Origin of the sequence: Limisphaera ngatamarikiensis (genome assembly GCF_011044775.1) — a bacterium.
In the GTDB taxonomy this organism is placed as follows: Bacteria; Verrucomicrobiota; Verrucomicrobiia; order Limisphaerales; family Limisphaeraceae; genus Limisphaera; species Limisphaera ngatamarikiensis.
Map to the genome: position 1 here is coordinate 1 of NZ_JAAKYA010000092.1, position 21,169 is coordinate 21,169.

Annotated in this window: 15 protein-coding genes and 2 pseudogenes; 14 read left to right on the top strand and 3 right to left on the bottom strand. The window is 64.6% G+C overall.

The window, feature by feature from the left end; genetic code table 11:
• The first annotated feature begins 321 nt into the window (after positions 1-321).
• From G4L39_RS13625 to G4L39_RS15245, 6 genes and pseudogenes are all read left to right on the top strand, one after another.
• Positions 322-696, top strand: a complete 375-nt coding sequence (locus G4L39_RS13625; RefSeq protein ID WP_205881029.1) for a hypothetical protein — start codon at positions 322-324, stop codon at positions 694-696.
• A 339-nt stretch (positions 697-1,035) separates the two neighbouring features.
• Positions 1,036-1,854, top strand: a complete 819-nt coding sequence (locus G4L39_RS13630; protein WP_165109012.1) for a hypothetical protein — start codon at positions 1,036-1,038, stop codon at positions 1,852-1,854.
• 221 nt (positions 1,855-2,075) lie between these two features.
• Complete coding sequence (locus G4L39_RS13635; protein WP_165109014.1) at positions 2,076-2,306, top strand: AAA family ATPase; 231 nt, start codon at positions 2,076-2,078, stop codon at positions 2,304-2,306.
• 31 nt (positions 2,307-2,337) lie between these two features.
• Positions 2,338-2,574 (top strand): annotated as a pseudogene (locus G4L39_RS15235) (IS5/IS1182 family transposase); the annotation flags it as partial.
• Positions 2,575-2,617: 43 nt separating this feature from the next.
• Positions 2,618-2,851: pseudogene (locus tag G4L39_RS15240) on the top strand (transposase); the annotation flags it as partial.
• A 203-nt stretch (positions 2,852-3,054) separates the two neighbouring features.
• On the top strand, positions 3,055-3,195 hold the full coding sequence (locus G4L39_RS15245; protein ID WP_240894023.1) for a hypothetical protein: 141 nt from the start codon (positions 3,055-3,057) through the stop codon (positions 3,193-3,195).
• 284 nt (positions 3,196-3,479) lie between these two features.
• Here G4L39_RS15245 and efp read toward each other — a convergent pair whose 3' ends face one another.
• Positions 3,480-4,040: an elongation factor P gene (efp, locus tag G4L39_RS13645; protein WP_165109018.1), complete on the bottom strand. Its 561-nt coding sequence runs from the start codon at positions 4,038-4,040 to the stop codon at positions 3,480-3,482.
• Positions 4,041-4,647: 607 nt separating this feature from the next.
• On the opposite strand from efp, the gene G4L39_RS13650 reads away from it, so the two are divergent.
• The 4 genes from G4L39_RS13650 (at position 4,648) to G4L39_RS13665 (ending at position 10,009) form a co-directional block, all read left to right on the top strand.
• Positions 4,648-6,705, top strand: coding sequence for a pectinesterase family protein (locus G4L39_RS13650; protein WP_165109020.1), 2,058 nt, complete (start codon positions 4,648-4,650; stop codon positions 6,703-6,705).
• A 318-nt stretch (positions 6,706-7,023) separates the two neighbouring features.
• Positions 7,024-8,319: a class I SAM-dependent rRNA methyltransferase gene (locus G4L39_RS13655; RefSeq protein ID WP_165109022.1), complete on the top strand. Its 1,296-nt coding sequence runs from the start codon at positions 7,024-7,026 to the stop codon at positions 8,317-8,319.
• Positions 8,320-8,525: 206 nt separating this feature from the next.
• Positions 8,526-8,948: a c-type cytochrome domain-containing protein gene (locus tag G4L39_RS13660; protein ID WP_165109024.1), complete on the top strand. Its 423-nt coding sequence runs from the start codon at positions 8,526-8,528 to the stop codon at positions 8,946-8,948.
• Between the two features lie 155 nt (positions 8,949-9,103).
• Complete coding sequence (locus G4L39_RS13665) at positions 9,104-10,009, top strand: carbonic anhydrase (protein ID WP_165109026.1); 906 nt, start codon at positions 9,104-9,106, stop codon at positions 10,007-10,009.
• 18 nt (positions 10,010-10,027) lie between these two features.
• Here G4L39_RS13665 and G4L39_RS13670 read toward each other — a convergent pair whose 3' ends face one another.
• A complete protein-coding gene (locus G4L39_RS13670; protein WP_165109028.1) occupies positions 10,028-11,251 on the bottom strand; it encodes a 4-hydroxy-3-methylbut-2-enyl diphosphate reductase in 1,224 nt (407 codons plus the stop codon).
• A 125-nt stretch (positions 11,252-11,376) separates the two neighbouring features.
• On the opposite strand from G4L39_RS13670, the gene G4L39_RS13675 reads away from it, so the two are divergent.
• Positions 11,377-13,743 carry a DUF4962 domain-containing protein gene (locus G4L39_RS13675; protein WP_165109030.1) on the top strand — a complete coding sequence of 789 codons (2,367 nt, stop codon included), beginning with the start codon at positions 11,377-11,379 and terminating at the stop codon, positions 13,741-13,743.
• 116 nt (positions 13,744-13,859) lie between these two features.
• Here the strand turns inward: G4L39_RS13675 and G4L39_RS13680 are convergent, their stop codons facing one another.
• The gene (locus G4L39_RS13680; protein ID WP_165109032.1) at positions 13,860-14,867 is read right to left on the bottom strand and encodes a PEP-CTERM sorting domain-containing protein; all 1,008 of its coding nucleotides are present in this window, start codon (positions 14,865-14,867) and stop codon (positions 13,860-13,862) included.
• 290 nt (positions 14,868-15,157) lie between these two features.
• Between G4L39_RS13680 and G4L39_RS13685 the strand changes: the two genes are divergently transcribed.
• The 3 genes from G4L39_RS13685 to G4L39_RS13695 all read left to right on the top strand — a co-directional run bounded on the left by G4L39_RS13685 (position 15,158) and on the right by G4L39_RS13695 (position 21,138).
• Positions 15,158-16,540: an NAD-dependent succinate-semialdehyde dehydrogenase gene (locus tag G4L39_RS13685; RefSeq protein WP_165109033.1), complete on the top strand. Its 1,383-nt coding sequence runs from the start codon at positions 15,158-15,160 to the stop codon at positions 16,538-16,540.
• Positions 16,541-16,832: 292 nt separating this feature from the next.
• Entirely contained in the window at positions 16,833-18,746 is a 1,914-nt protein-coding gene (locus G4L39_RS13690; RefSeq protein ID WP_165109035.1) for a hypothetical protein, read from the top strand.
• 190 nt (positions 18,747-18,936) lie between these two features.
• On the top strand, positions 18,937-21,138 hold the full coding sequence (locus tag G4L39_RS13695) for an alpha-L-arabinofuranosidase (protein WP_165109037.1): 2,202 nt from the start codon (positions 18,937-18,939) through the stop codon (positions 21,136-21,138).
• Positions 21,139-21,169: the final 31 nt, after the last annotated feature.

A 21,169-nucleotide genomic window follows, 5' to 3' on the forward strand; every position in this document is an offset into this window, starting at 1 on the left:
GACCTTGGCCCGGTCATGCAGGCAATGCTGGGTCAAAGCGGGATGGCCAAAGCCAGAGATTTGGCGTCCGCGTGTCATGGCCTTCCGTACTGTGACTGCCGGAGGCAATAACTTCAACAAAAATCCGTTGAACGTTTCGGTTTGCTTCATTGGCAGGGGACCTGCGGCCGGCGGCACTTTGAGCTGGCGACTCTGACCGGACGAGGACAAGCGGTGTTCGTTTTCCGATCGGGGCAATCTGAGCGAGAAAGATTGTTACCCGGGCGGAGAGGACGCCTTTGTCGAAACGGGTCGTTGCGCCAAAAGTAACTGTTACCCGCCATGAACACCCAAATGAGCGCACAAACCGAACGCGAACTGCTGGCCAAACTGCGGGGTGCCCACGCCCGGGCCGGCAGGCTTTACAAACGTCAACTGCTCGACCAAGCGGTCAGCTTGTTGGGCCACCACCGCAAGGCCGCCGGAGGTCTCCCCGCTGATCGCCGCCCTGTGCGCCGGCGCGCCGGGGCAGTTGATCAACCACTTCCTGCCGACCCTCAAGCTGGAGCCGAAGCAACGGCGCGGCCGGCGCAGACGCCCTGGGCGCGGGTGCTGGCAGCGGCGGAAGTCAGCACGGAAGCCAGGGCCCGCCTGCAAGCCCTGCATGCCACGCTCAACCCCTTCCGGCTGGCTCGGGACATTGAACGGCAGAAGTAGGAGATCGAAGCCCGGCGCCGTTTGCCGGTTTGAAGGCGCGGGAAACTGGGATCAAAAAAACTGCGCCGACAGCGGGATCAAAGCCGGGCCGAGCGCCTGCGGGCGTCGGCTTCCTCCGTTTCCCAAAGGCGGTCAACAGGGTGCTAGCTGTTTTGGCGCAACGGGCATCCCGGCCGCCCCGCGCAGCCGCTTAAGTGCTTGCCTTAGAGCTTGACGCAATTTGAACGGCTACCTAAAATGCAATCTGGAATTCGGTCGAGAATCCCTAACAGCAAGCCCTGCCGTAGTTGGGCCGAATACTGCTGTTCGGCCAATCAAGCCGCTGGGTAGCACACAAACATGAAAAGGATGATTGTAGTCGTTGGGATTGTCAGCTTGCTGTCCGGTTGTGCTGTAGTCCCCCCGCCGGTCATGTCCAAGAGCGATGCTGTCGCGAGAGCACGTGTCGTCTATAGCCCAAGTTTATGCTCTGGCCCGCGTTATGAGTTGCCCGCCAACACAACGGGCACTGGGCCGCACGACTTCTACAATCTTTTTGCGCGGCTTCCCATGGGTGCTGATGCAATTTACGGCATCAGCATCGCCACCGTTGGCAAACTGTCGCACGCCGATGCAGAAGTCGGTGTTCAGGGCGGCGCGAAGCTGAAGGTCGAAGGTCGTCAGCAGCTATCAGCCGGGCTTGGCAAGAAGGTTGAGTACGTTGAGGCTACGTTCAGTCGCGAGTTCTTGGAGCGCGCCGCTTTGGAAGGCGCTCGTCTGCAGGTTACGAGTTCACGAGGTGCAATTGATTTCACCGTCCCAGACTGGATGTTTGCGGCTTTGCTAGAGGTGGCTGATGCGCATGATTACCACCGCCGATTTGATCGAGAGTTGAGGGAAAAGCGGCAAGCACGTCAGCAGATTCGCGATCTCTACGAGCAGATTCGCCATCTCTACGTTAAGGCGCATCCAGAATTGTCTGAGCGCATTAAAAGCGCGGTCCTCGAGGGCAGTATTATCATTGGGATGTCATCCGATGACGTACGGGCATCGTGGGGCGATCCGGACAAGGTTAACCGGACGGTCGGGACTTTCGGCGTTCACGAGCAATGGATTTACGGCGATACGTATCTCTATTTTGAAGATGGAGTTTTAAAGTCATGGCAAGACAGCAGATAGGGCCGAACAAAAACCGGCTGCGCCGAACGCCGGGATCGCGTCTCAGATGACAATCGAGCGTCATTGGCCCGGCGCCGGTGAGCCGGGACGTTGGGCGGACATGATGAGGCCGAGGAGACAACGATGACTGAACCGGAGAAGCCGGGCTTACTGGGCATCGGCAGGGTGAAGCTGAGGAGTTGACCCTGACTGATGCGCTGGGGTGGCTAAGCCTTTGTCTCGTGAGGTTTGTCAAAGGCGGCGTCAACCTCCTCGCGGGTCAACCCGGTATCGGGAAATCCATGCTCGCCATCCAGCTTGCCCTGGATCTCGCGCGGCAGGGACGCAAGGCGCTATACGTCCTCACCCAACAATCCCGGGAGCAACCTGCTCAGCGAGCCCGTCTCATCATGACCGGCTGGCCTGGCAGCCTGCCGGACTTAGAGCAAGCGATTTTTTATCCCTCCGTTTGAACAAGAGCGCGGCTGGGCGTGTCTGAAAGCTGTGGCTATACGCTTGGTTCCCGTTGACCGCGAAACCCCGCTGCTGCTTCCACCCAACCCGCGCGAGTGGGTGGCCGTCCATGATCTGGTTCATTTCGTCCTCGACGCCGTCCACGCCCTCGACCTGCGCCAGGTCAAGGTCAACACGCGCGGGGCCGGCAGCCAACAATACCCGCCCCGCATGCTCCTGGCCCTGCTCATCTACAGCTACGCCACCGGCACCTTCAGCAGCCGCCGCCAGCAACGCAAGGCCGCCTTGGCGCGCGCCCGCGCCCAAGTCGAAGCCCGTACCCGGGGCCAGTGTGGGCGAAGTGATGCGCCACCGGTTACGCACCCGCGCGGGCAAGAGGCTCTACAAACTGCGACAACAAACCGTCGAACCGGTGTTCGGGATTATCAAGAGGGTGATGGGTTTTGGGCAGTTCCGGTCGCGAGGGCGGGAAAAAGTCTCGTTGGAATGGACGCTGATCTGCCTGGCCTACAACCTCAAACGGCTCCACCGGCTGTGCCCGGGACTGAAACGGGCGATGGCCAGCTGGAACTGCAGGGGCGGAGTCCGGCGATGGATTTCACGCCCTGGGAGCGGTGGAAAAGCGGGTGAAAGCGGTTGGCGGAATTGCCCCGCCGAACTGAACCGCATACTCCCAACCCTCCAGCGACGTCCCACCACAGCCCCACCTGCCCGGTTGAACCAAGTCCGACAGACTGCTATGCGCGGGTGCTGGCGGCGGCGGAAGTCAGCGCGGAAGCCAGGGCACGCCTGCAAGCCCTGCACGCCACGCTCAACCCCTTCCAGCTGGCTCGGGACATTGAACGGCAGAAGAAGGCCATCGAAGCGCGGCGACGTTTGCCGCCTTGAAGGCGCGGGAAACTGGGATCAAAAAAACTGCGCCGACAGCGGGAGCAAAGCCGGGCCGAGCGCCTGCGGGCGTCGGCTTCCTCTGTTTCCCAAGGGCGGTCAACAGGGTGCTAGCTGTTTTGGCGCAACGGGCATCCCGCCCGCCCCGCGCCGGCTAACAGTTACTTCTGGCGCACAGGGCGGTCACGGGCAGAGGGGAGCGGCTTGCAGGGGAAGACCTGAATCCTGCCCCGGGCCTGTAGGGCCTTCCCGACCGCCGAACACGGGTTGGGGTTGGATCGGGTTCAGGCCCGCTCGATGTATTTGCCGGTGCGGGTGTCCACCCGGATTTTTTCGCCCGCCTTGATGAACAGCGGCACCTGCAGCGTCAGGCCGGTCTCCACAACGGCCGGTTTCATGACGTTGTTGGCCGAGTCGCCACGGACACCTTCGGGCGCTTCCGTCACGGTGAGCACCACGCTGGGGGGCAACTCGACCATCACCGCTCGATCCTCCACAAAAGTGACCGTAACGGGGCCGTTTTCGACCAGATAGAGCCGGGCGTCACCGACCAGCTCGGGCGACAGGGTAACCGTTTCGAACGTCTCCGGGTCGGTGAAGACAAAGTCCTCGCCGTCCTTGTAGCTGAACTCCATGCGGCGGCTGATCAACGGCACCGTCTCGACCTTTTCGGTGGAGCCGAAACGAACGTCGGACGACTTGCCCGTGCGGATGCTGCGGAGGGTGGCCTGGACAAAAGCGCGCAGGTTGCCGGGCGTGCGGTGCTGGACGTCCAGAACCACACAAATCTCGCCGTTGTACTCGATCGCCATCCCGCGGCGCAGGTCGTTTGCTGCAATAGCCATAATGTCCGTGTTCTCAACGCAGTTTTGCTTGCCCCTGCCCCGCCTGTTCCACGGCGGGGAACTTCCAGAATACACCGGAAACCGCCCAATGCAAGCCCACCAGCGGTTTTGGACCCGCACGCATGAACCGACCCGGCTCCCCGGCCCGGATCCCATCCCCGTTCCGCCTGCAGAACAGAGCCGGCCCGACAATGCAACGGACCCGGTCGACCCGGCGCGGTGGTGGCGTGGCGGCCCGGGCGCGTGGGACCCAAACCCTCGAGGGCCGTTGTCGAGCCCGACCGCGGCCTTGATTCGAACCGGACCACCAAGCCTCCAACGCATCTTCAGCCGGCCAACCCCGGCATGGCATCGGGGGGCCGACCGCCGCCACATGGGCAAGCCCACCGGCTGCAGGACACGCGCGGGGGCAGCCCTTGTTCGATAACGATGCACGTTTTTCACTCGATCATGCACAACTTCGAGGCTCCAAGACGCAGCCGACGGCCTAAACTCGACGTGCGAATGAACGGCCTGACGAAACAGGCTGCGAAATCGCGTGACGGCACCGCTCCAAAGGGGCGGCCGAACGCAAAAGAAAACCCGCAACCCCATTCCACACCGAGCCATGAAACCCCTCGTGTTGCTCCTTGCGACCCTGGGTGCGCTCTGTTGCGTGGACAGGGCCACTTCACGTCTCCAAGCAGCCGGCGACGTCAACGGCATTCCGGCCGGGGACAATCCGCCGGCCCCGGCGTTGTTGGTGCCGGCCAGAGAAGGCCTCGCCGAGCTTCACGCCGCTGGTGCCGGAGAAATCGGATGGAGCAATCCGGACGATCCCGGCGTGACCTCGGGTTCGGTCCGCTGGATCCAGCTGGCTCCCAACCAGAGCTCCAACGTTTGCACGGACACCTTGTTGTGGATCCGGTTCAACTCGCCCGAGGTGCGCCTGGGATCCGGTACGCTTCGGATCTTTGATGCCGCCGGAAACCTGGTGGACACCATCGACCTGGGCCTGAACGGGCCAAACGGGGCACAGGTCCGGACCATCGCAGGCGCGGATTATTATGCCTACCCGGTGATCCTGCGGGGCAACGAGGCCAGGGTCTACCCCCATCCCGGCGTGTTGACGACCAACACAACGTATTACGTGCTCATGGACCCGGGCTTTTTCCGCGACGCCACGGGAGCCGACGTGGCGGGAGTGAATGATCCCTCGGTCTGGCGGTTTACGACCAAGCCGGTGCTGCCCGATCCGCTCCAGACCAACCGGGTGGTGGTGTCGGCCGACGGCACGGGCGACTTTGCCACCGTGCAAGGGGCCATCGATTGGATTCCGACGGGTGCTGAGCAGCCGTACACGGTGTGGATCCGCAAAGGTGTGTACGAGGAGATCAACCGCGTGCCGCCCGGTAAAAACCGCATCACCTTCGTGGGCGAGGGCTGGCGGGAAAGCATCCTCACCTACGCCAACAACAACAATTTTCAACTCGACCTGGCCAGCACCGCCACCCGCTGCATGTTTTACGCAGGCGGAGACGATCTGGTGTTCAAAAACCTGACCTTCACCAACAGCACGCCCCAGGGCGGGTCCCAGGCCGAGGCGGTACGGGTGCAGGGAAGCCGGATCCTGTTCGACAACTGCAACCTTTGCAGCTACCAGGACACCATCCTCATCAACAGCCCCCGCGTCAGCGCCGGGTTCTTCCACCAATGCCTGATCCAGGGCGACGTGGATTTCATCTGGGGATCCGGCATGGGTTACTTCAAGCAATGTGAGATTCGGGCCATGCGGCGGGCCGGAAACGCAGCCGGAATCTACACCCAGGCACGCACCCCCGAGGACACCTACGGCCTGGTGTTTGTGGACTGCGTGCTGACGGCTTCCTCGCCGGGAATGTCCAACTGGACCCTGGGCCGGGACGGCGGCAACGCCAACCCCTACGGCAACGTGGCCTGGATCAACTGCCGTATGGACTCCCACATCAGCCCCCTCGGCTGGGCCGACGGCGGGCTGGTGGACAAGAGCACGCTGCGGTTCTGGGAATACAAGAGCACCGACCTGACCGGCACGAATTTGATCCCGACCAACCGCAGGGTCCGATGGTCGAGGCAGATCAGCGATGAGCTGGCCGCTCAATTGCGGGATCCGGCGACCGTATTTGCTCCGGTAAATTGGAATCCGGCGCTGGCCGCGTATGTGGCCGCTCCACCCGCCCATCAAACACTCTACGCAGGCCAGACCCTCGTGCTGGCCGCCGCCGTGGGCGGCGTGCCGGAGCCGACCTGCCAATGGTACCGCGGCGACCAACCGCTGCCGGGCGCCACCAACCGCGTGCTGACCATACCCAACGCGCAGGTGACCGATTCGGGCGTCTACAGCCTGCGGGTCACCAACGACCTGGGCTCCGACGTCAGCACACCCGTCATCGTCCGCGTCGTAACGGAGCCCCTCCCCGCACTCCTTCAACCGGTCGTACTGCCCCGGGGCACCGTACGTCTGCTGGTTACCGGAGCGGAAGGGGCCGTGTACCGGCTCTGGGCTTCCACAAACCTCCTGGCAGGACCGATGGAAACCAACTGGACCGTGGTGGCATCCGGCGTGTTCGGTGCGGAACCGGTCGTGGTGGAGGATACGCGGGCGCCTGACTTTTCGGTCCGGTTCTACCGTTTGACATCTCCCTGACCGGATCGGGCGTTGAAACCGGGTGGCAATCCGGATGCCCGGCCCGGGGGGCCAAGTGTCTCCTGGATCACAACCCGCCGCCATCCGGCCAAAGGCCGGCCGAACACGGGTGGCCCGCCCGTTGACCCCGCGAGACAGCCGTACACAAGCCACTCCGGACACCGTCCCCGCCGGACGTCTGCCTGTTGCAGCCGGGGTTGGGGCCGTTTATGTTGCCGACCTCGAGTTTCGTGGCCGGCACCGCGCCGTTCCCGCAGGCGCAGTTCCAGCCCGGGCCGAACCTCATGTTTACAAGCGGGGAAAGGCGGAGTGGATTCCATGGAGAAGCAACTGGCAACGGTTTACGTGAAACCGGGTGAGGCCGACCGACTGGTGGCCGGTCATCCCTGGCTGTACGACAATTCGGTGCTGAAGGTCACCGGGGAGGTTCCCGACGGTGCGCTGGTACAGGTGCGCGATCATCGTCGGCGTTTTCTCGGGATTGGATTTTACCACTCGGGCTCGAAAATCCGCGTGCGCCTGCTGGCACCCGAACGGGTCACGGTGGATACGGCCTTTTTCGAGGCGCGCATCCGGGCGGCTCTGGAGGTGCGGCGCCGGCATCTGCCGGAGGCGTCGAGCTTCCGCGTGGTCCACGCGGAAGCGGATTTCCTGAGTGGTCTGATCGTGGACAAGTACGAGGACGTGCTGGTGTTGCAGATTTCGGCGCTGGGCATGGAACAGCGCAAGGGCCAGATCGTGGAGGCCCTGCAACGGGTGCTGGCACCCCGGGCCATCCTGGAACGGAGTGACGTGGCCGCGCGCAAGTTCGAGGGACTTCCACCGGTGGAGGGCGTGCTGGCCGGTGACTGGCCGGCCCCGCCCCGGTCAGCGGAGCAAACTGGTTCCGCCCCGGACGACCCTCCCTCCACCCCGGCACAATCCCAACCCGCCTCTTCACAAGCCGCCCTGCTGCCGGTCCGGATCAACGATCTGGTGTTTGAAGTGGACCTGTGGGCGGGCCACAAAACCGGTTTGTATCTGGACCAGCAGGTCAACTACCGGCAGGTGGCGCAATGGGCACGGGGAGCCCGGGTGCTGGACGCGTTCTGTTTCTGGGGCGGATTCGGGCTGCACGCGGCGCAGGCCGGCGCCACTCACGTGCACATGATCGATCAGAGCGAATCGGCCGTGCAGACCGCCCTGCGAAATGCCGCCCGCAACGGGTTGGCCGACCGTTGCTCCGGAGAGGCCGCCAATGTCTTCGACTGGTTCAAAGCCCATACCCAAACCCGGCCGGGCGAAAAGCTTGTGCCGCAGTTCGACCTGATCATTTTGGACCCGCCATCGTTCACCCGGACCCGGGCGTCCGTCCCTGACGCCCTCCGCGGTTACAAGGAAATTCACGTGCGCGCGTTGAAACTGTTGCGGCCGGGGGGTGTGCTGGCCACATTCTGCTGCTCGCATCACGTGGATGCACGCACGTTTCTGGATGTGATCCTCTCGGCGGCCTACGACACCCGCAAAATCCTGCGCCGGATCGCAACGTTCAGTCAGGGCCCCGATCACCCCGTCATCCCCATGATCCCGGAAACCGAATACCTCAAAGGGTACGCGTTTGAACTTGTCCGATGACCCGGGCCGGCCCGTGCCGCCCTCCTGCACCGATCCGGCACGGCTCGCCGTCCACCTTTGCCGTTGAGCATCTCCCCGGGAATGTCTAGAGTGACCGCGCAACCGGGCCCTGGTCAGACCCGAGAGGCACGGAGTCACCCCTGCAGACCAGGGCGCGACCCGTGCGAAGGATGCCCGGAGCGCATCGAAAATCCGGACCAGCGCATATGAAATCCTCGAAAGCACTCACCTGGCTGGTGGCGTCGGCGACCGTGTTAACCGCGCCGGGTCCAGGTACGCTTGGAGCCGCCGAGGAAATCGACGTGACCAAGTTGCCCCCGCCGGCCGACCGGAAAGAGGTCACGTACGAAAAGGACATCCGCCCGATCTTCGAAAAGCACTGCTTCAAATGCCACGGCGAGGAAAAGCCGAAGGCAGGTCTTCGCCTTGACAGCCGGGAGGCCGCACTGAAGGGCAGCCGGGAGGGCAAGGTCATCCGGGTCGGTGAAAGTGCCCGGAGCCCCCTGGTCCACAGCGTGGCCCGTTTGGGCGACGAGGATCATTGGATGCCGCCCCCCGGAAAGGGTGAACCTTTGACACCGGAGCAAATCGGTCTGATCCGGGCCTGGATTGACCAGGGCGCCAGGTAGGTCGTGCCCCCGCACACGGTGCCGCGCGCGGGAAGGCGTTGGCAAGGGGTACGAGCTTCCGCCGTTGGGCGATGCCGCCCCGAAAGCCCCACCGCGGAGTCGCTGCGGGGCGGGGATGTGCCGTGGCCGTTGCAGGCTCGGCTTCGGACCGGGTCATGGGGAACACCATGCGGTTGTTGGAAGCCATTGTGGATGCAAATCACCGGGCGCTGGCGGGTGACCCGAAGGCGGGGCTTCGCCCTTCCGAACATGCAGATTCCCTGCCGGTGGTGGCGCTGACGTGCCTGGACGCCCGGCTGAATCCGGTGCTGCCGGAGGTGCTGGGCATTCCGGAGGAACAGTTCTTGTGGGTGCGCAACGCGGGGAACGTGGTGGGCGGCCCGTTCAGTAGCGCCGCCCGGGCCCTGGCCCTGGCCTGCCTCCTGGAAGGGGCGCGCGAAATCCTGGTCATCGGTCACAGCGACTGTCGGGTGGCGCGGCAGTCCGTGATGAGCCTGTTGGATCGTTTTTCCGCCCTGGGAATCAGTCGGGATCGGTTGCCGGAAAACCTCTTGGAAACGTTTGGACTGTTCGCCAGCGAACCTCAAAACGTACATGCCGCGTGCGATACCCTGCGGAAAAGCCCGATCATTCCGCCCCATGTGCCGGTGCACGGTTTGATGGTGGACCTGGACACCGGCCGTCTTGAGTGGCTGGTCAACGGCTACACCACGCTGCCCACCACGACGGCCGAGGCGGTTCAGGCAACGGTGGCCTCGGTGCGGGAAACCCTGGGGCGGATCGGTGACTGGACCGAGTTCCGCATCGGTTCGGTGGCGCTGTCGGATCTGCCCATCGGCCGGACGGTCGCGGGCGCCATTGACCGGCTGGAGGGCACACTGGGTAAACTGGAACAAGCGCTGGGGACCGCGCCCTCCATCTCCGGTCCCGCCGTGACGCCAACCCCATCGCAGGAGTCGGGAGTCGAACCGGCGGAAGGCGGCCCGCAGGGCCCGTCCGGCTCGAAGAAGGCCATCCCCATTCCCCCGCCCGTGACCCGGCTGCGGCACCGGGACCGGTGAACCTCGTACCGCCGGGTCTCAGGTCGCCAAAAGTTCCTGCACCGAAATCCCGCGCAGTTCGAACAACCGACGGATCACGTCCTCGATCAGGTTGTTGGGGCAGGAGGCCCCCGCGGTAACGCCCACGATCACCGGGCCGTCCGGCAACCAGTCACGGGTTTCAATCTCCTCCTGTCGCTGCAGGTTGAAGTGCCGGATCAACTTGTTCGAAACCAGTTTGCTGGCGTTTTTGATGAAGTAGGTGGGCAGCCGGGCCTCGCCCATCTCGGCCAGGTGCGATGTGTTGGAGGAGTTGTACCCGCCGATGACCAGCAACAGGTCCAGCGGTTCCTCCAACAGCTTTTCCAGGGCATCCTGCCGGTCCTGCGTGGCACCGCAGATGGTGTCGAAGTAACGGAAATGCCGGTGCAGGTTGGCCTCGCCGTACTTTTGGATCATGGCGTTGCGCAACCGCCGCTGCACCTCCTCGGTCTCGCCCCGCAGCATGGTGGTCTGGTTGGCCACCCCGATCACCTCCAAATGCACGTCCGGGTCGAATCCCTCTGAATACGCGCCGGCAAACTTCCGGAGAAACTCCTCCTTGTTGCCCCCGTGCACAATGTAACGGCAGACGTAGTCCGTCTCCTCCAGGTTGTACACCACCAGGTAATGTCCGCTCCCGTAAGCCCGGGCCTGCGAGCTTGTGGCCTTGGTCTCCTCGTGCCAGGCCTTGCCGTGGATGATGCTGGTGACGCCCTCGCGCGAATACTGGCGGACGCGTTTCCAGACGCTCATCACGTCGCCACAGGTGGTGTCCACAAACTGGCAGCCGATCTCTTCCAGGCGCCGTCGCGTGGCCACATCCGTCCCGAAAGCCGGAATGATGACAATGTCCCCCGGCCGGAGGTCCTCCATGTCCGCGTCCTTCTGGGAGCCGGTCAGAAATTTGATCCCCATCGCCCGGATCTGGTCGTTCACCTCCGGGTTGTGAATGATCTCGCCCAGGATGTAGAGGGGCCGGTCCGGAAAGACCTTGCGGGCCGCATAGGCCAGGTCAATGGCGCGTTCGACGCCGTAACAGAACCCGAATTGCCGGGCCAGCTTCACCGTCAAACCGCCGGCGGAAATCTCATGGCCGCGCGCCCGGATCCGCTCCACCAGCTCACTCCGGTAATGGGACATCACCTGCGCCTGCACGGCCTCCATGATGTCCGGCCGGCGCAAATTGATCTTGCCCTGAACGTGTGTTGCGGGACTTGTCATCAGCCGCAAGCATAGCACAGGTTCCACCCGGGTCGAGTGCCGGCTACAAAACCGCAGGGCGGACTCGGACGTTTGTCCGATTCCCCCAAACCGTCCGTTCGCTCACCCTCGAGCAACAAACACTCATGCGCAGGATTCTTCCGGCTCTGTTGGTCCTGGTCCGGACACTGGGCTGGGGCGCCGCCCCGCCCGCCGTGACCGATCGCCCCGCCCGACCCGATGAAATCGGCTACCGGCCCGCCGAGGGCGAGCTGGTGCGGCTGAACCCACCGGCGCTCACGTGGTTGGTGGATCCGGAGGCCCATACCTGGACGGTGCAATGGAGCACCGACCCGGCTTTCCGCACCGCGCGGACCGCCACCAACCTGCCATTCAACGTCTACGTGGATTCGCGGCCCTGGCCACCCGGACGGTATTTCTGGCGGTACCAGTTCACCACCCGCGACGGTCGCACCTCCACCTGGAGCCGGGTGCGCAGCTTCGTCGTCCCTCCGGATGCCGTGGAGTTCCCCATGCCCACCCGGGCCGAGCAACGCGCGCGGTTACCACGCGAGCATCCCAGGCTGTTCCTGCGACCGGAGGACCTGCCCCGGTTGCGGGCCCTGGCCACGGGCCCTGAAAAAGCCGCCTTCGACGCCCTGCGCGCCCGGGCGGATCGCTACATCCAGACCGGTCCCACGCCGGAACCCACCCACCTGGGGTCCGCCAATGACAAGACCGACCGGGAACGGATCCGCTACTGGTGGCCCAACCGCGAACAGGCACTGCGCGCCTGTCAGGAAGCGGAAACCATTGCCTTCGTGTACCTCATCACACAGGAGCCGCGCTACGGCGAAGCGGCCCGCCGTTGGATCCTGCACCTGGCTTCGTGGGACCCGGACGGCCCCACCAATTTCCGCCTCAACTGTGAAGCGGGCAAGGTCATGCTCCACCGACCCGCCCGGGCCTACGACTGGGCCTGGGACACGCTCACCGAAGCCGACCGCGAACGGGTGCGCCGCGTGATGGCCCGTCGCGCCCGGGACGCATGGGAAAGCGGCGAGGTCGGACGCGGCACGGGCCACCTCCAACGCCCGTTCAATTCGCACGGGAATCGGACCTGGCACAAACTGGCGGAAACCGCCATCGCCTTCTACGACGAGATTCCAGAAGCCGAGCACTGGCTGGACTACGCCCTCCACAAGTTCTACGCCGCCTACCCGGTCTGGTCGGACGACGACGGCGGCTGGCACGAGGGGTTGAGCTATTGGGGCGGTTACATGGCCAAGGCGGTCTGGTGGTGTCAGCTGGCCGAGACCGCCCTGGGCATCGAATGGTGGCACAAACCGTTTTTTGCCCGGGTCGCAGATTACGCACTCTACACCGCGCCCCCGGGTTCACCCAACATGGGATTCGGCGACCTGTCACACGGCACACCGTCCCGCACCTGGGGCGGCTTCATGGACTACTTCCTCCGCCGACTCGGCAAGCGACCGGACGTCCCCCACGCACCCTGCTGGCGCTGGTGGGCCGAACAATGGAAACTGGACCCAACCGAGGGTGTGTTGGAGTTCCTGTATCGGGCGCGGCTCCCCGATCCACCGCCGGCCCTGCCACCCACCAACCTCCCACCTTCCAGGGTCTTCCACGGCATCGGCGTGGCCAGCCTGCACCATACCCTGCTCAACAGCACCGACGACGTGCACCTGTTGTTCAAATCCAGCCCGTTCGGATCCCAAAGTCACGGACACAACCCGCAAAACAGCTTTCAACTCAACGCCTACGGCGAGGCCCTGCTGACCACCTGCGTCTATCGCGACCTGCACGGCAGCGAGTTTCACACGCGATGGGCTTGGAGCACGCGGGCCCACAACGCCGTGCTCGTGAACGGTGAAGGCCAGATCCCACACTCGGCCATGGCCACCGGCCGCATCGCCGCGGCACAACTCACCCCGGCTTGGGATTACATCGAGGGCGACGCCGTCGGCGCCTACGCAGGGCGGTTGATCCGGGCCCGACGCAAGATCCTTTTTTACAAACCGGAGCTGGTGGTGGTGTGCGACGACCTGGCCGCACCGCGCCCGGCCACCTACCAGTTTCTCCTACACGCGCTCAGCCCGTTCACGGTGGATGAACCTGGCGCCAGGCTCGAACTCAACCGGCCCCGCGCAGCCCTGACCGTTCGCTACCTCGCCCCGGTGGAGCTCCGTTTCCGGCAATGGGACGGCTACGATCCGCCCCCGGACCGGCCTTTCCCCAACCAATGGCACGTCGAGGCCTCCACGGTGCAACCGCTTCCGCGCCTGTTGTTGCTGACGATTCTGCAGCCGCGACGATCCGGTGCCCCCGAACCCTGGCCGGTGGTCGAACGGCTGGAATCCTCCACAGCCGTCGGGGTACGACTTCGAAACGGTTCGCACACGCTCCGGATCGCATTCCGCCTGAGTGACGATGGGCGCGCGCAGTGGGCCGGCCTCGAGTTCGATCAACCGGTCGTCGTTCAACGCGACTGAAGCCCGGCCTCTGTGACGGGCACTGGCGGTTGCCCGCCCAAGGGCTCGGGCCAAAAAAACTACAAGCCGCCCCGGAAGCGGAGCGGCTTGGCCAGGTCAAAAGGGCTTCGCGCTCGCTAGCGTCGGCGCCGCCAGGCCAGACCCAGAGCGCCCAACAACAGCAGCGCCGCAGCCGAAGGTTCCGGAATCGGCGCAATGATGCCGATCAACGTGGTGGTCCCGCCGTTGAACCGGGTGTCCCCGTTGGCGGTGAGGAACTGCGGTTCATTAATGGGCGTCCAGACCCCGTCATCATCCGTGGCCACCCCCAACAGGCTGCCACTGCCGATGTCCCAATACTCCACCCGCCGGATGCCGTTGGCCAGGTCGTTGGGCACATAGGCACCCCAACGACCCGCGGTCACATAGGTGTCCCACAGCGAACCCGGTGCCCCGGCAATGCCGTCAGGTTCCACCCACGAAGCCCAGATGGGCCGACCGGTCCCCTCCACATTATCGTAAATCACCACCATGGTTTCGCCCGGTGCCCCCAGAGAGTCGCCCACCAGAAATGTCGCCTGATTAACCCCCTCGCCCGTCCCCGGCCCCAACATCAGCAGCGTCTCCGTGGTGTAGAGGCGGCTGGAAACGCTTGTCCCGTCTGCCCCATCGTTCAGGATTAAACCAAACCGAACCTCATTGCCCACGGTGAAGCGCGGATTGGAGGTCGGCTGCAGCGCAAACCAGCCCGTGTAGGAGCCCGAGGCGTCTGTAGTGAACTCCGAATATCGACCGGGAGTGGCCGTGGCAAACTCATCATTCGCCAGCAGGCTACCGTTCAGAGCCTTTTGCGTGGTGTAACCCTGGATGTATCCCGCGTTGTTGGGCACGTTGTTAATGCCGAAGTAATTGCCTGCACCGTTATTCGTCAAAGTGGTATGATTGTAGTCGCCAGACACGTAGTACCGATAGGTCGCATTGGGAAGCAGCCCGCTGACAGTCAACAGGGCAGCTGAAGGTGCACGCAAGGCAGTATCATTACCGTTCACACCGTACCGGGGCAGGATCACCTCGGTAACCGTCTGGGCGGTCGCACCAGCAGCCGCAAGGGAGAGCATGATCGGGAGCCAGGAGGTCGTTTTCATAGGCCGAACTATGTTCATGGTTGGTTCCTTCGCCGTTCGCAGGCCCATTGTTGGCGCGGGGCGGACCCGAGGCAAGCCTGCAAGACGTTACAATTCGGCGACATCGAGTCAGCCAGGGCCAGCCGCACCGGTCATCCGGTGCACTCGACGTGGGCGGTTGGCCCAACCCGCAGACGGCATGCCGGCGGAAACCCGGCCGCCGCGCAACCACGGCAGACCCCGCGGCCAGCCGGGCACAACCCGGATCAGACTTCCCGAAACCGGGCGAATTTTGTGAAATCGGCGGCGCCATGAACGACCTTCCCACCGTGCTGCAATCCGTGGACCCCACCACGGGCCGTCCGGTTCGGAGTGTGCCGGTCCTGGCACCCGGTGCCGTGGAGCAGCACATCCAATCCGCCTCCCGTGCATTCGCAATGTGGCGCCGGACCCACCCCACAGACCGCGCCGATGCCCTGCGCAACCTCGCCCGACTGCTCCGCACCCGTAAAAACGACCTGGCCCTCCTCATGGCCGAGGAGATGGGCAAACCCGTGGTCCAGGGCCGGGCCGAAATCGAAAAATGCGCCTGGGTCTGCGAATTCTACGCCGACCATCTGCCATCCTTCCTCGCACCCCAACCCGTCACCACCGAATGGACCCGCAGCTACGTGGATTTCCAACCGCTGGGACCGATCCTGGGCGTGATGCCCTGGAATTTTCCCTTCTGGCAGGTCTTCCGGGCGGCCGCACCCGCACTCGTCGCAGGCAATGTGTTTCTGCTCAAACACGCGGCCAATGTACCCGGATGTGCCCTCGCCATCGCCCAGCTGAGCCGCGACGCCGGCCTGCCCGAGGGGATCCTGCAGGTCCTCCCGGTCCGGGCCGATCAGGTCGGCGCCATCGTGGATCACCCGGCCATCCGCGGTGTCACCGTCACCGGCAGCACCACGGCCGGACGCGCCATCGCCGCCCGCGCGGGCGCCGCCCTCAAAAAAACCGTGCTCGAACTGGGCGGCAGCGACCCCTACGTCATCCTGGAAGATGCCGACCTGGATCAGGCCGCCGAAACCTGCGCCAACGCCCGACTCATCAACACCGGCCAGAGTTGCATCGCCGCCAAGCGTTTCATCGTGGTGGAGCAGGTCCGCGCCGAATTCGAGGCCCGTTTACTCGAGCAACTCCAAACCCGCAACACCGGCGACCCGCGCAACGAGCAAACCCTGCTGGGTCCGCTGGCCCGCCACGACCTTCGCGACCAGTTGCATGCCCAGGTCCAAGCCAGCCTCCGCATGGGCGCCCGGTGCCTGTGCGGCGGTTTCCTCCCCGACGGCCCCGGCGCCTTTTACCCGCCAACCCTCCTGACGGACGTCCGACCGGGCATGCCCGTGTTTGACGAGGAAACCTTCGGGCCGGTGGCCGCCGTGGTGCCGGCCCGCGACGAGGCCGACGCCATCCGACTGGCCAACCAGAGTCCGTACGGTCTCGGCGCCGCCATCTTTACCCGCGACATCGAACGCGGCGAACGACTGGCACGCGAACATCTCGAAGCCGGCGTCTGCACCGTCAACGACTTCGTTCGATCCGATCCGCGCCTGCCCTTTGGTGGCATCAAGGACTCCGGGTACGGTCGTGAGCTGGGCCTCTTCGGATTCCGCGAATTCCTCAACGTCAAAACCGTCTGCGTCCGCTAACACGCTTCGGCGGACTCCGGACCGCCCCCAGGGGCGGCACCGCTGGCCCTGAAGACAGGGCAGGGTCTCATCCCCCATCCCTCCCCGCCCGTGTCATGAAGATTGGGGACATGACAGATTCACCGGAGTGGCTAGGCTTGGTGCCAAGGGAAAACCCAAGAACAACAAAGTCCGCAACGCCGGCGCGGCCCGGTTGACGGAACGGTCCGGGCAAGGGTTGCCCGGCTGCCCTGTAGTTCCGGCCAGTCCGGTCGCTCTGGCGTGGCGGGCACAAACCAAACCGAGGCCTCTTATGAAACCGATGCAAATGCCTGTCCTCCGCGGTTTGAGCCGTGCAGCCGCTGTCTTTTTCCTGGCCGCCGGCCTTGCACGCGCCCAGAACACCAACTACGTCATCGACACCTTCGACACAGGTGTACCGAGCCAATGGTGGGCCACCTGGTGGGGCAACGGCGCCATCACTTGGGATTCCACGCAGGACGCCAACGGCGACCCCAACTCCGGCTCCGCCTACATCACCGCCAACACCATCGACAGCCAGAACACATACGTGATCGCCCGATCCTTCGGCGGTTGGGCCTGGGACAACGGCAAACCGGTGAATTTCACTCTCTTCACCAACCTCCAGATCTGGATCAAGTGGGACAGCGACAACTCCTCCATGCCCCTGAGCGTGTTCAACAGTTCCGGCGACCGTCTTGGCGTGATGATCCATCCTCAGAGCGCCAACTGGGACGGGGGCCGGCTGGTTTCCCTCGGGACGGTCACCATCCCCGAGGAAGCCTCCAACCGCTGGGTACGGATCAACGTGCCGATCAACCCCCAGTTGGCCGGAATCGAGGAGGCCACCGCGTTGGTGTTCAAACGCTGGGACCCATCTGAAAACACCGGGCACACGATCGCCTTCTGGATTGACAACATCGAACTGCAGGCTGCCGTGGCGCCGCCGCCGCCGCCCACCGTCTCGGTCGTACCCGCCGAGCCCGGGCTCAACCTGATCGCCTCCGGCGCCGGTCAGTACCAGCGCCAGAGCATCTATACCCGGGGCGACACCTACGGCTGGATGGGGGCCCCCGGCCCGGTCACCTACTCCGTCACCATCAAACGACCGCCCGTGGGCGGCTGGAACGGCTTCCAGGTCCACATGTTCATCGCACCCACCCAAGACAACCTGCCCTGGGGCACGGGCGACTCGGCCATCGACTGGAACGCCACCAACATCGTGTTCGTCCAGATCTCCGGTGGTGCAGGCCCCGGCGCCACGGCACGGTTCATGGTCAAAACCAACCAGGGCTCGGGTAACAGCATGCTCTGGAGTTACGGCACCCTGGCCACCGTGGACAGCGACGTCAGCGAAGGCACCTGGCAGGTGGTCTTCAACAACAGCACCGACGTGACCATCCTCACACCCGGTGGCACCTCCACCAACTTCACCATCCCGGCCGAATGGGTGCAATACTTCAACGGACCGGCCGTCGTGCACGTCGGCGCCCAACCCAACAGCTTTGACAACCTCGGAAAGTCGGTGATCCTCAGTCGGGTCCAGATCACCGGCGTGCCCACGCCGCTCGACGACAGTTTCTCCGGCAACAGCCTGAATACCGATCTCTGGGGCATCGCCGCCGAGAACCCCGCCGGCGTGTTGGTGGTGCCGCCCAATGCCCGGTACTGGTTCCGCTGGACCCTGCCGGCCGATTCCGACGCCATCGTCATGGCCCGCACGAACCTCACCCAGGGCGGGTGGACCGAGCTCGCCGCCGGCGCGCCCATCAACCTGGGCGGCGCACGTCAGGTGCTCCTGACCTCGGACATCCTCCCGAACAGTTCCACCCTGTTCCTGGCCCTGGGCAAACGCGTCTTCACCAAATTGCTGGTGCTGTTGCCGGGTGAAACCGCAGCCCCGGGCACGCCCACCGGCCGTAGCGGGACACCGGATCCGGTGATGGTCTGGACGCCCTTCGACCTCACCGTGATCGCCGTGGACGAGAACTGGTACCCGGTCCGCGGCGTGAACCACGTCATCACGCTCAGCAGCGACGACATGGCCTTCACCTTCGGCAACGACGTGCAGATGGTCAACGGGGTCGCCAACTTCCCCGGCGTGTACTTCGGCAACGAAGGTACCTTCACCATCACCGCCACCAGCGTGGACGATCCCACCAAGACCGGCACCAGCACACCGGTGCGGGTGGGTCCACTGCAGTGAGTTGAACCAACCTCAATCGCCGTGCATGACCTCCCCACGCACGGGACGATGACCCGCGGTCGTCGTCCCGTGCGTCCTTGACGAAGGCCGGGCTCCGCACGCCGGAAGCATGGAACCCCGGTTACCCCTGCCCGGTCTCCCGGCTGCGGCCCTGCTTGACCTCATGGTGCCAGTCCCAAGAATCGTACCCATGACACCCACAGAGTCCCCGCGACCGCGCTCCCGACCCCAAAAGCTCGGTGCCCTGCTGCTGGCACTGTGGCCCGTCGCATTGGTTGCCCAGACACCGCTCGACATTTACACCGACCGCCTGGTCAACGGATTCGAAGACTGGAGCTGGATCGACCGCGACCTGTTGCAAACCAACGTCGTGGCCAGCGGCTCGGCAGCCATCCGCGCCACCGGTAACGCCAGCCAGTGGCCCGCACTCTCCTTCCGCCGCGAGCCATTCAATGCGCGCCTCTACCAAAGCCTCGTCTTCCGCGCCCATGGCGGCACCACGGGCGGACAACGTCTGCAGGTGAGCGCCCAGGACGCCAGCGGCACCGGCCCCGCCTACATCCTACCGGTACCCCTGCCCGCCAACCAATGGCGCACGTTCGTCGTCCCCCTCGAAGCCCTGGGCAAGGCCGACAGCACCACCCTCGAACGCATCAACCTCCAGCTCCGCCCCAATGGTACCTCCGGCACCTTCTACGTGGACGAAGTCCGTCTCGACCCGCGGCCCGTACCGGAAATCGTCCAACTGACCGTCCGCGCCGACCGCAGCCTCAGGACTGCTGACAACCGCTGGTTCGGCGTCAACGCGGTCATCTGGGACAATGACTTCGCCGACAACGCCACCGAACGCAACCGCACCCTGGGCCTGCTGCGGGAAATGGGCATCACCACCCTGCGTTTCCCCGGCGGTTCACTCTCCGACGAGTATCATTGGGAATCCAACCGCTCCCGCACCAACACCTGGCAGTGGAACACCAGCTTCGAAGAGTTCATGAGCGTGGCCACCAACCTCAACGCCGAAATCTTCATCACCGTCAACTACGGCAGCGGAACCCCCGAAGAAGCGGCCGCCTGGGTCCGATACGCCAACCTCACCCGGGGCTACCGCATCCGCTACTGGGAAATCGGCAACGAATGCTACGGACCCTGGGAATATGACACCAACGCACGCCCCCACGACGCCTACACCTACGCCGTCCGCGCCGCCGAATACATCCGCCAAATGAAGGCCGTGGACCCCACCATCCGCATCGGCGTCGTGGCCGTGCCCGGCGAGGACCGCTATGACAACGGCTACCGCGACCATCCCGCCGTCAATCCGCGCACCGGCCAAACCCATTACGGCTGGACCCCCCGCATGTTGACCACACTCCGGTCCCTCGGCGTCCGGCCCGATTTCCTCATCCACCACCACTACCCCCAGTGGACACCGGAAAACCCCGTGCACAGCCCCGTGAGCGACCCGCTGGTATTGCAGTCCACCGATAACTGGGCCCGCGACGCCGCCGACCTGCGCCAGCAAATCCGCGATTATTTCGGCCCGGACGGCGAGGCCATCGAACTGGTCGTCACCGAGAACAACATCGACGCCGGCGCCCAGGGCCGCCAGTCCACCAGCCTCGTCAACGCCCTCTACTACGCCGACAGCCTCGGCCAACTCATGCGCACCGAATTCAACGCCTTCGTCTGGTGGGACCTGCGAAACGGCACCGACCGCTCCGGCAGTTTCGACCCCACCCTGTACGGCTGGCGCGACTACGGCGACCTCGGCATCATCAACGGCCCGTCCACGCGTCATCCCGTCTTCTACGCCGTCAAACTCATGAGCCTCTTCGCCCGGGCCGGCGATGCCATCCTCGAAACCACCTCCGAAGATCCCCGGCTCGCCGTCCACGCAGCCCGCCGTACCAACGGCACCCTCACCGTGCTGGTCCTCAACAAGGATTCCCGGGCCCACTTCACGGGACAGATCAGCCTCCAGGGTTTCCTGCCCCAACCCGCCGCCACCCTCCACTTCTACGGCATTCCCCAGGACGAGGCCGCCCGAACCAACGCCCCTCTCGCCAACCAGGACATCACCGCCTCCACTTTGACCCTTCCCGGGCCGGTCTTCACCCACACCTTCCCGCCGCTGTCCCTGACCCTGTTCACGTTCAACCCGGCAAACCTCGACCCACCCGTGCTCCGCCTCCATCGGCCCGGCCTGTCCGGTCCCTGGCAACTCGAGATCCAGGGTACACCCGGCGCCGCGCTGGTCCTGGAAACCTCCACCAACCTCGTCACATGGACCGCCCTCGCCACCAACCGACCCGCCGCAGGCCTGTGGAACTTCGAGGTACCACCCGAACCGGCCCAGCCAGCCCGATACTGGCGCGCCCGCGCAGAACCGTAACCCGCCGCGTGCACGCGCCGACCCCCAACCT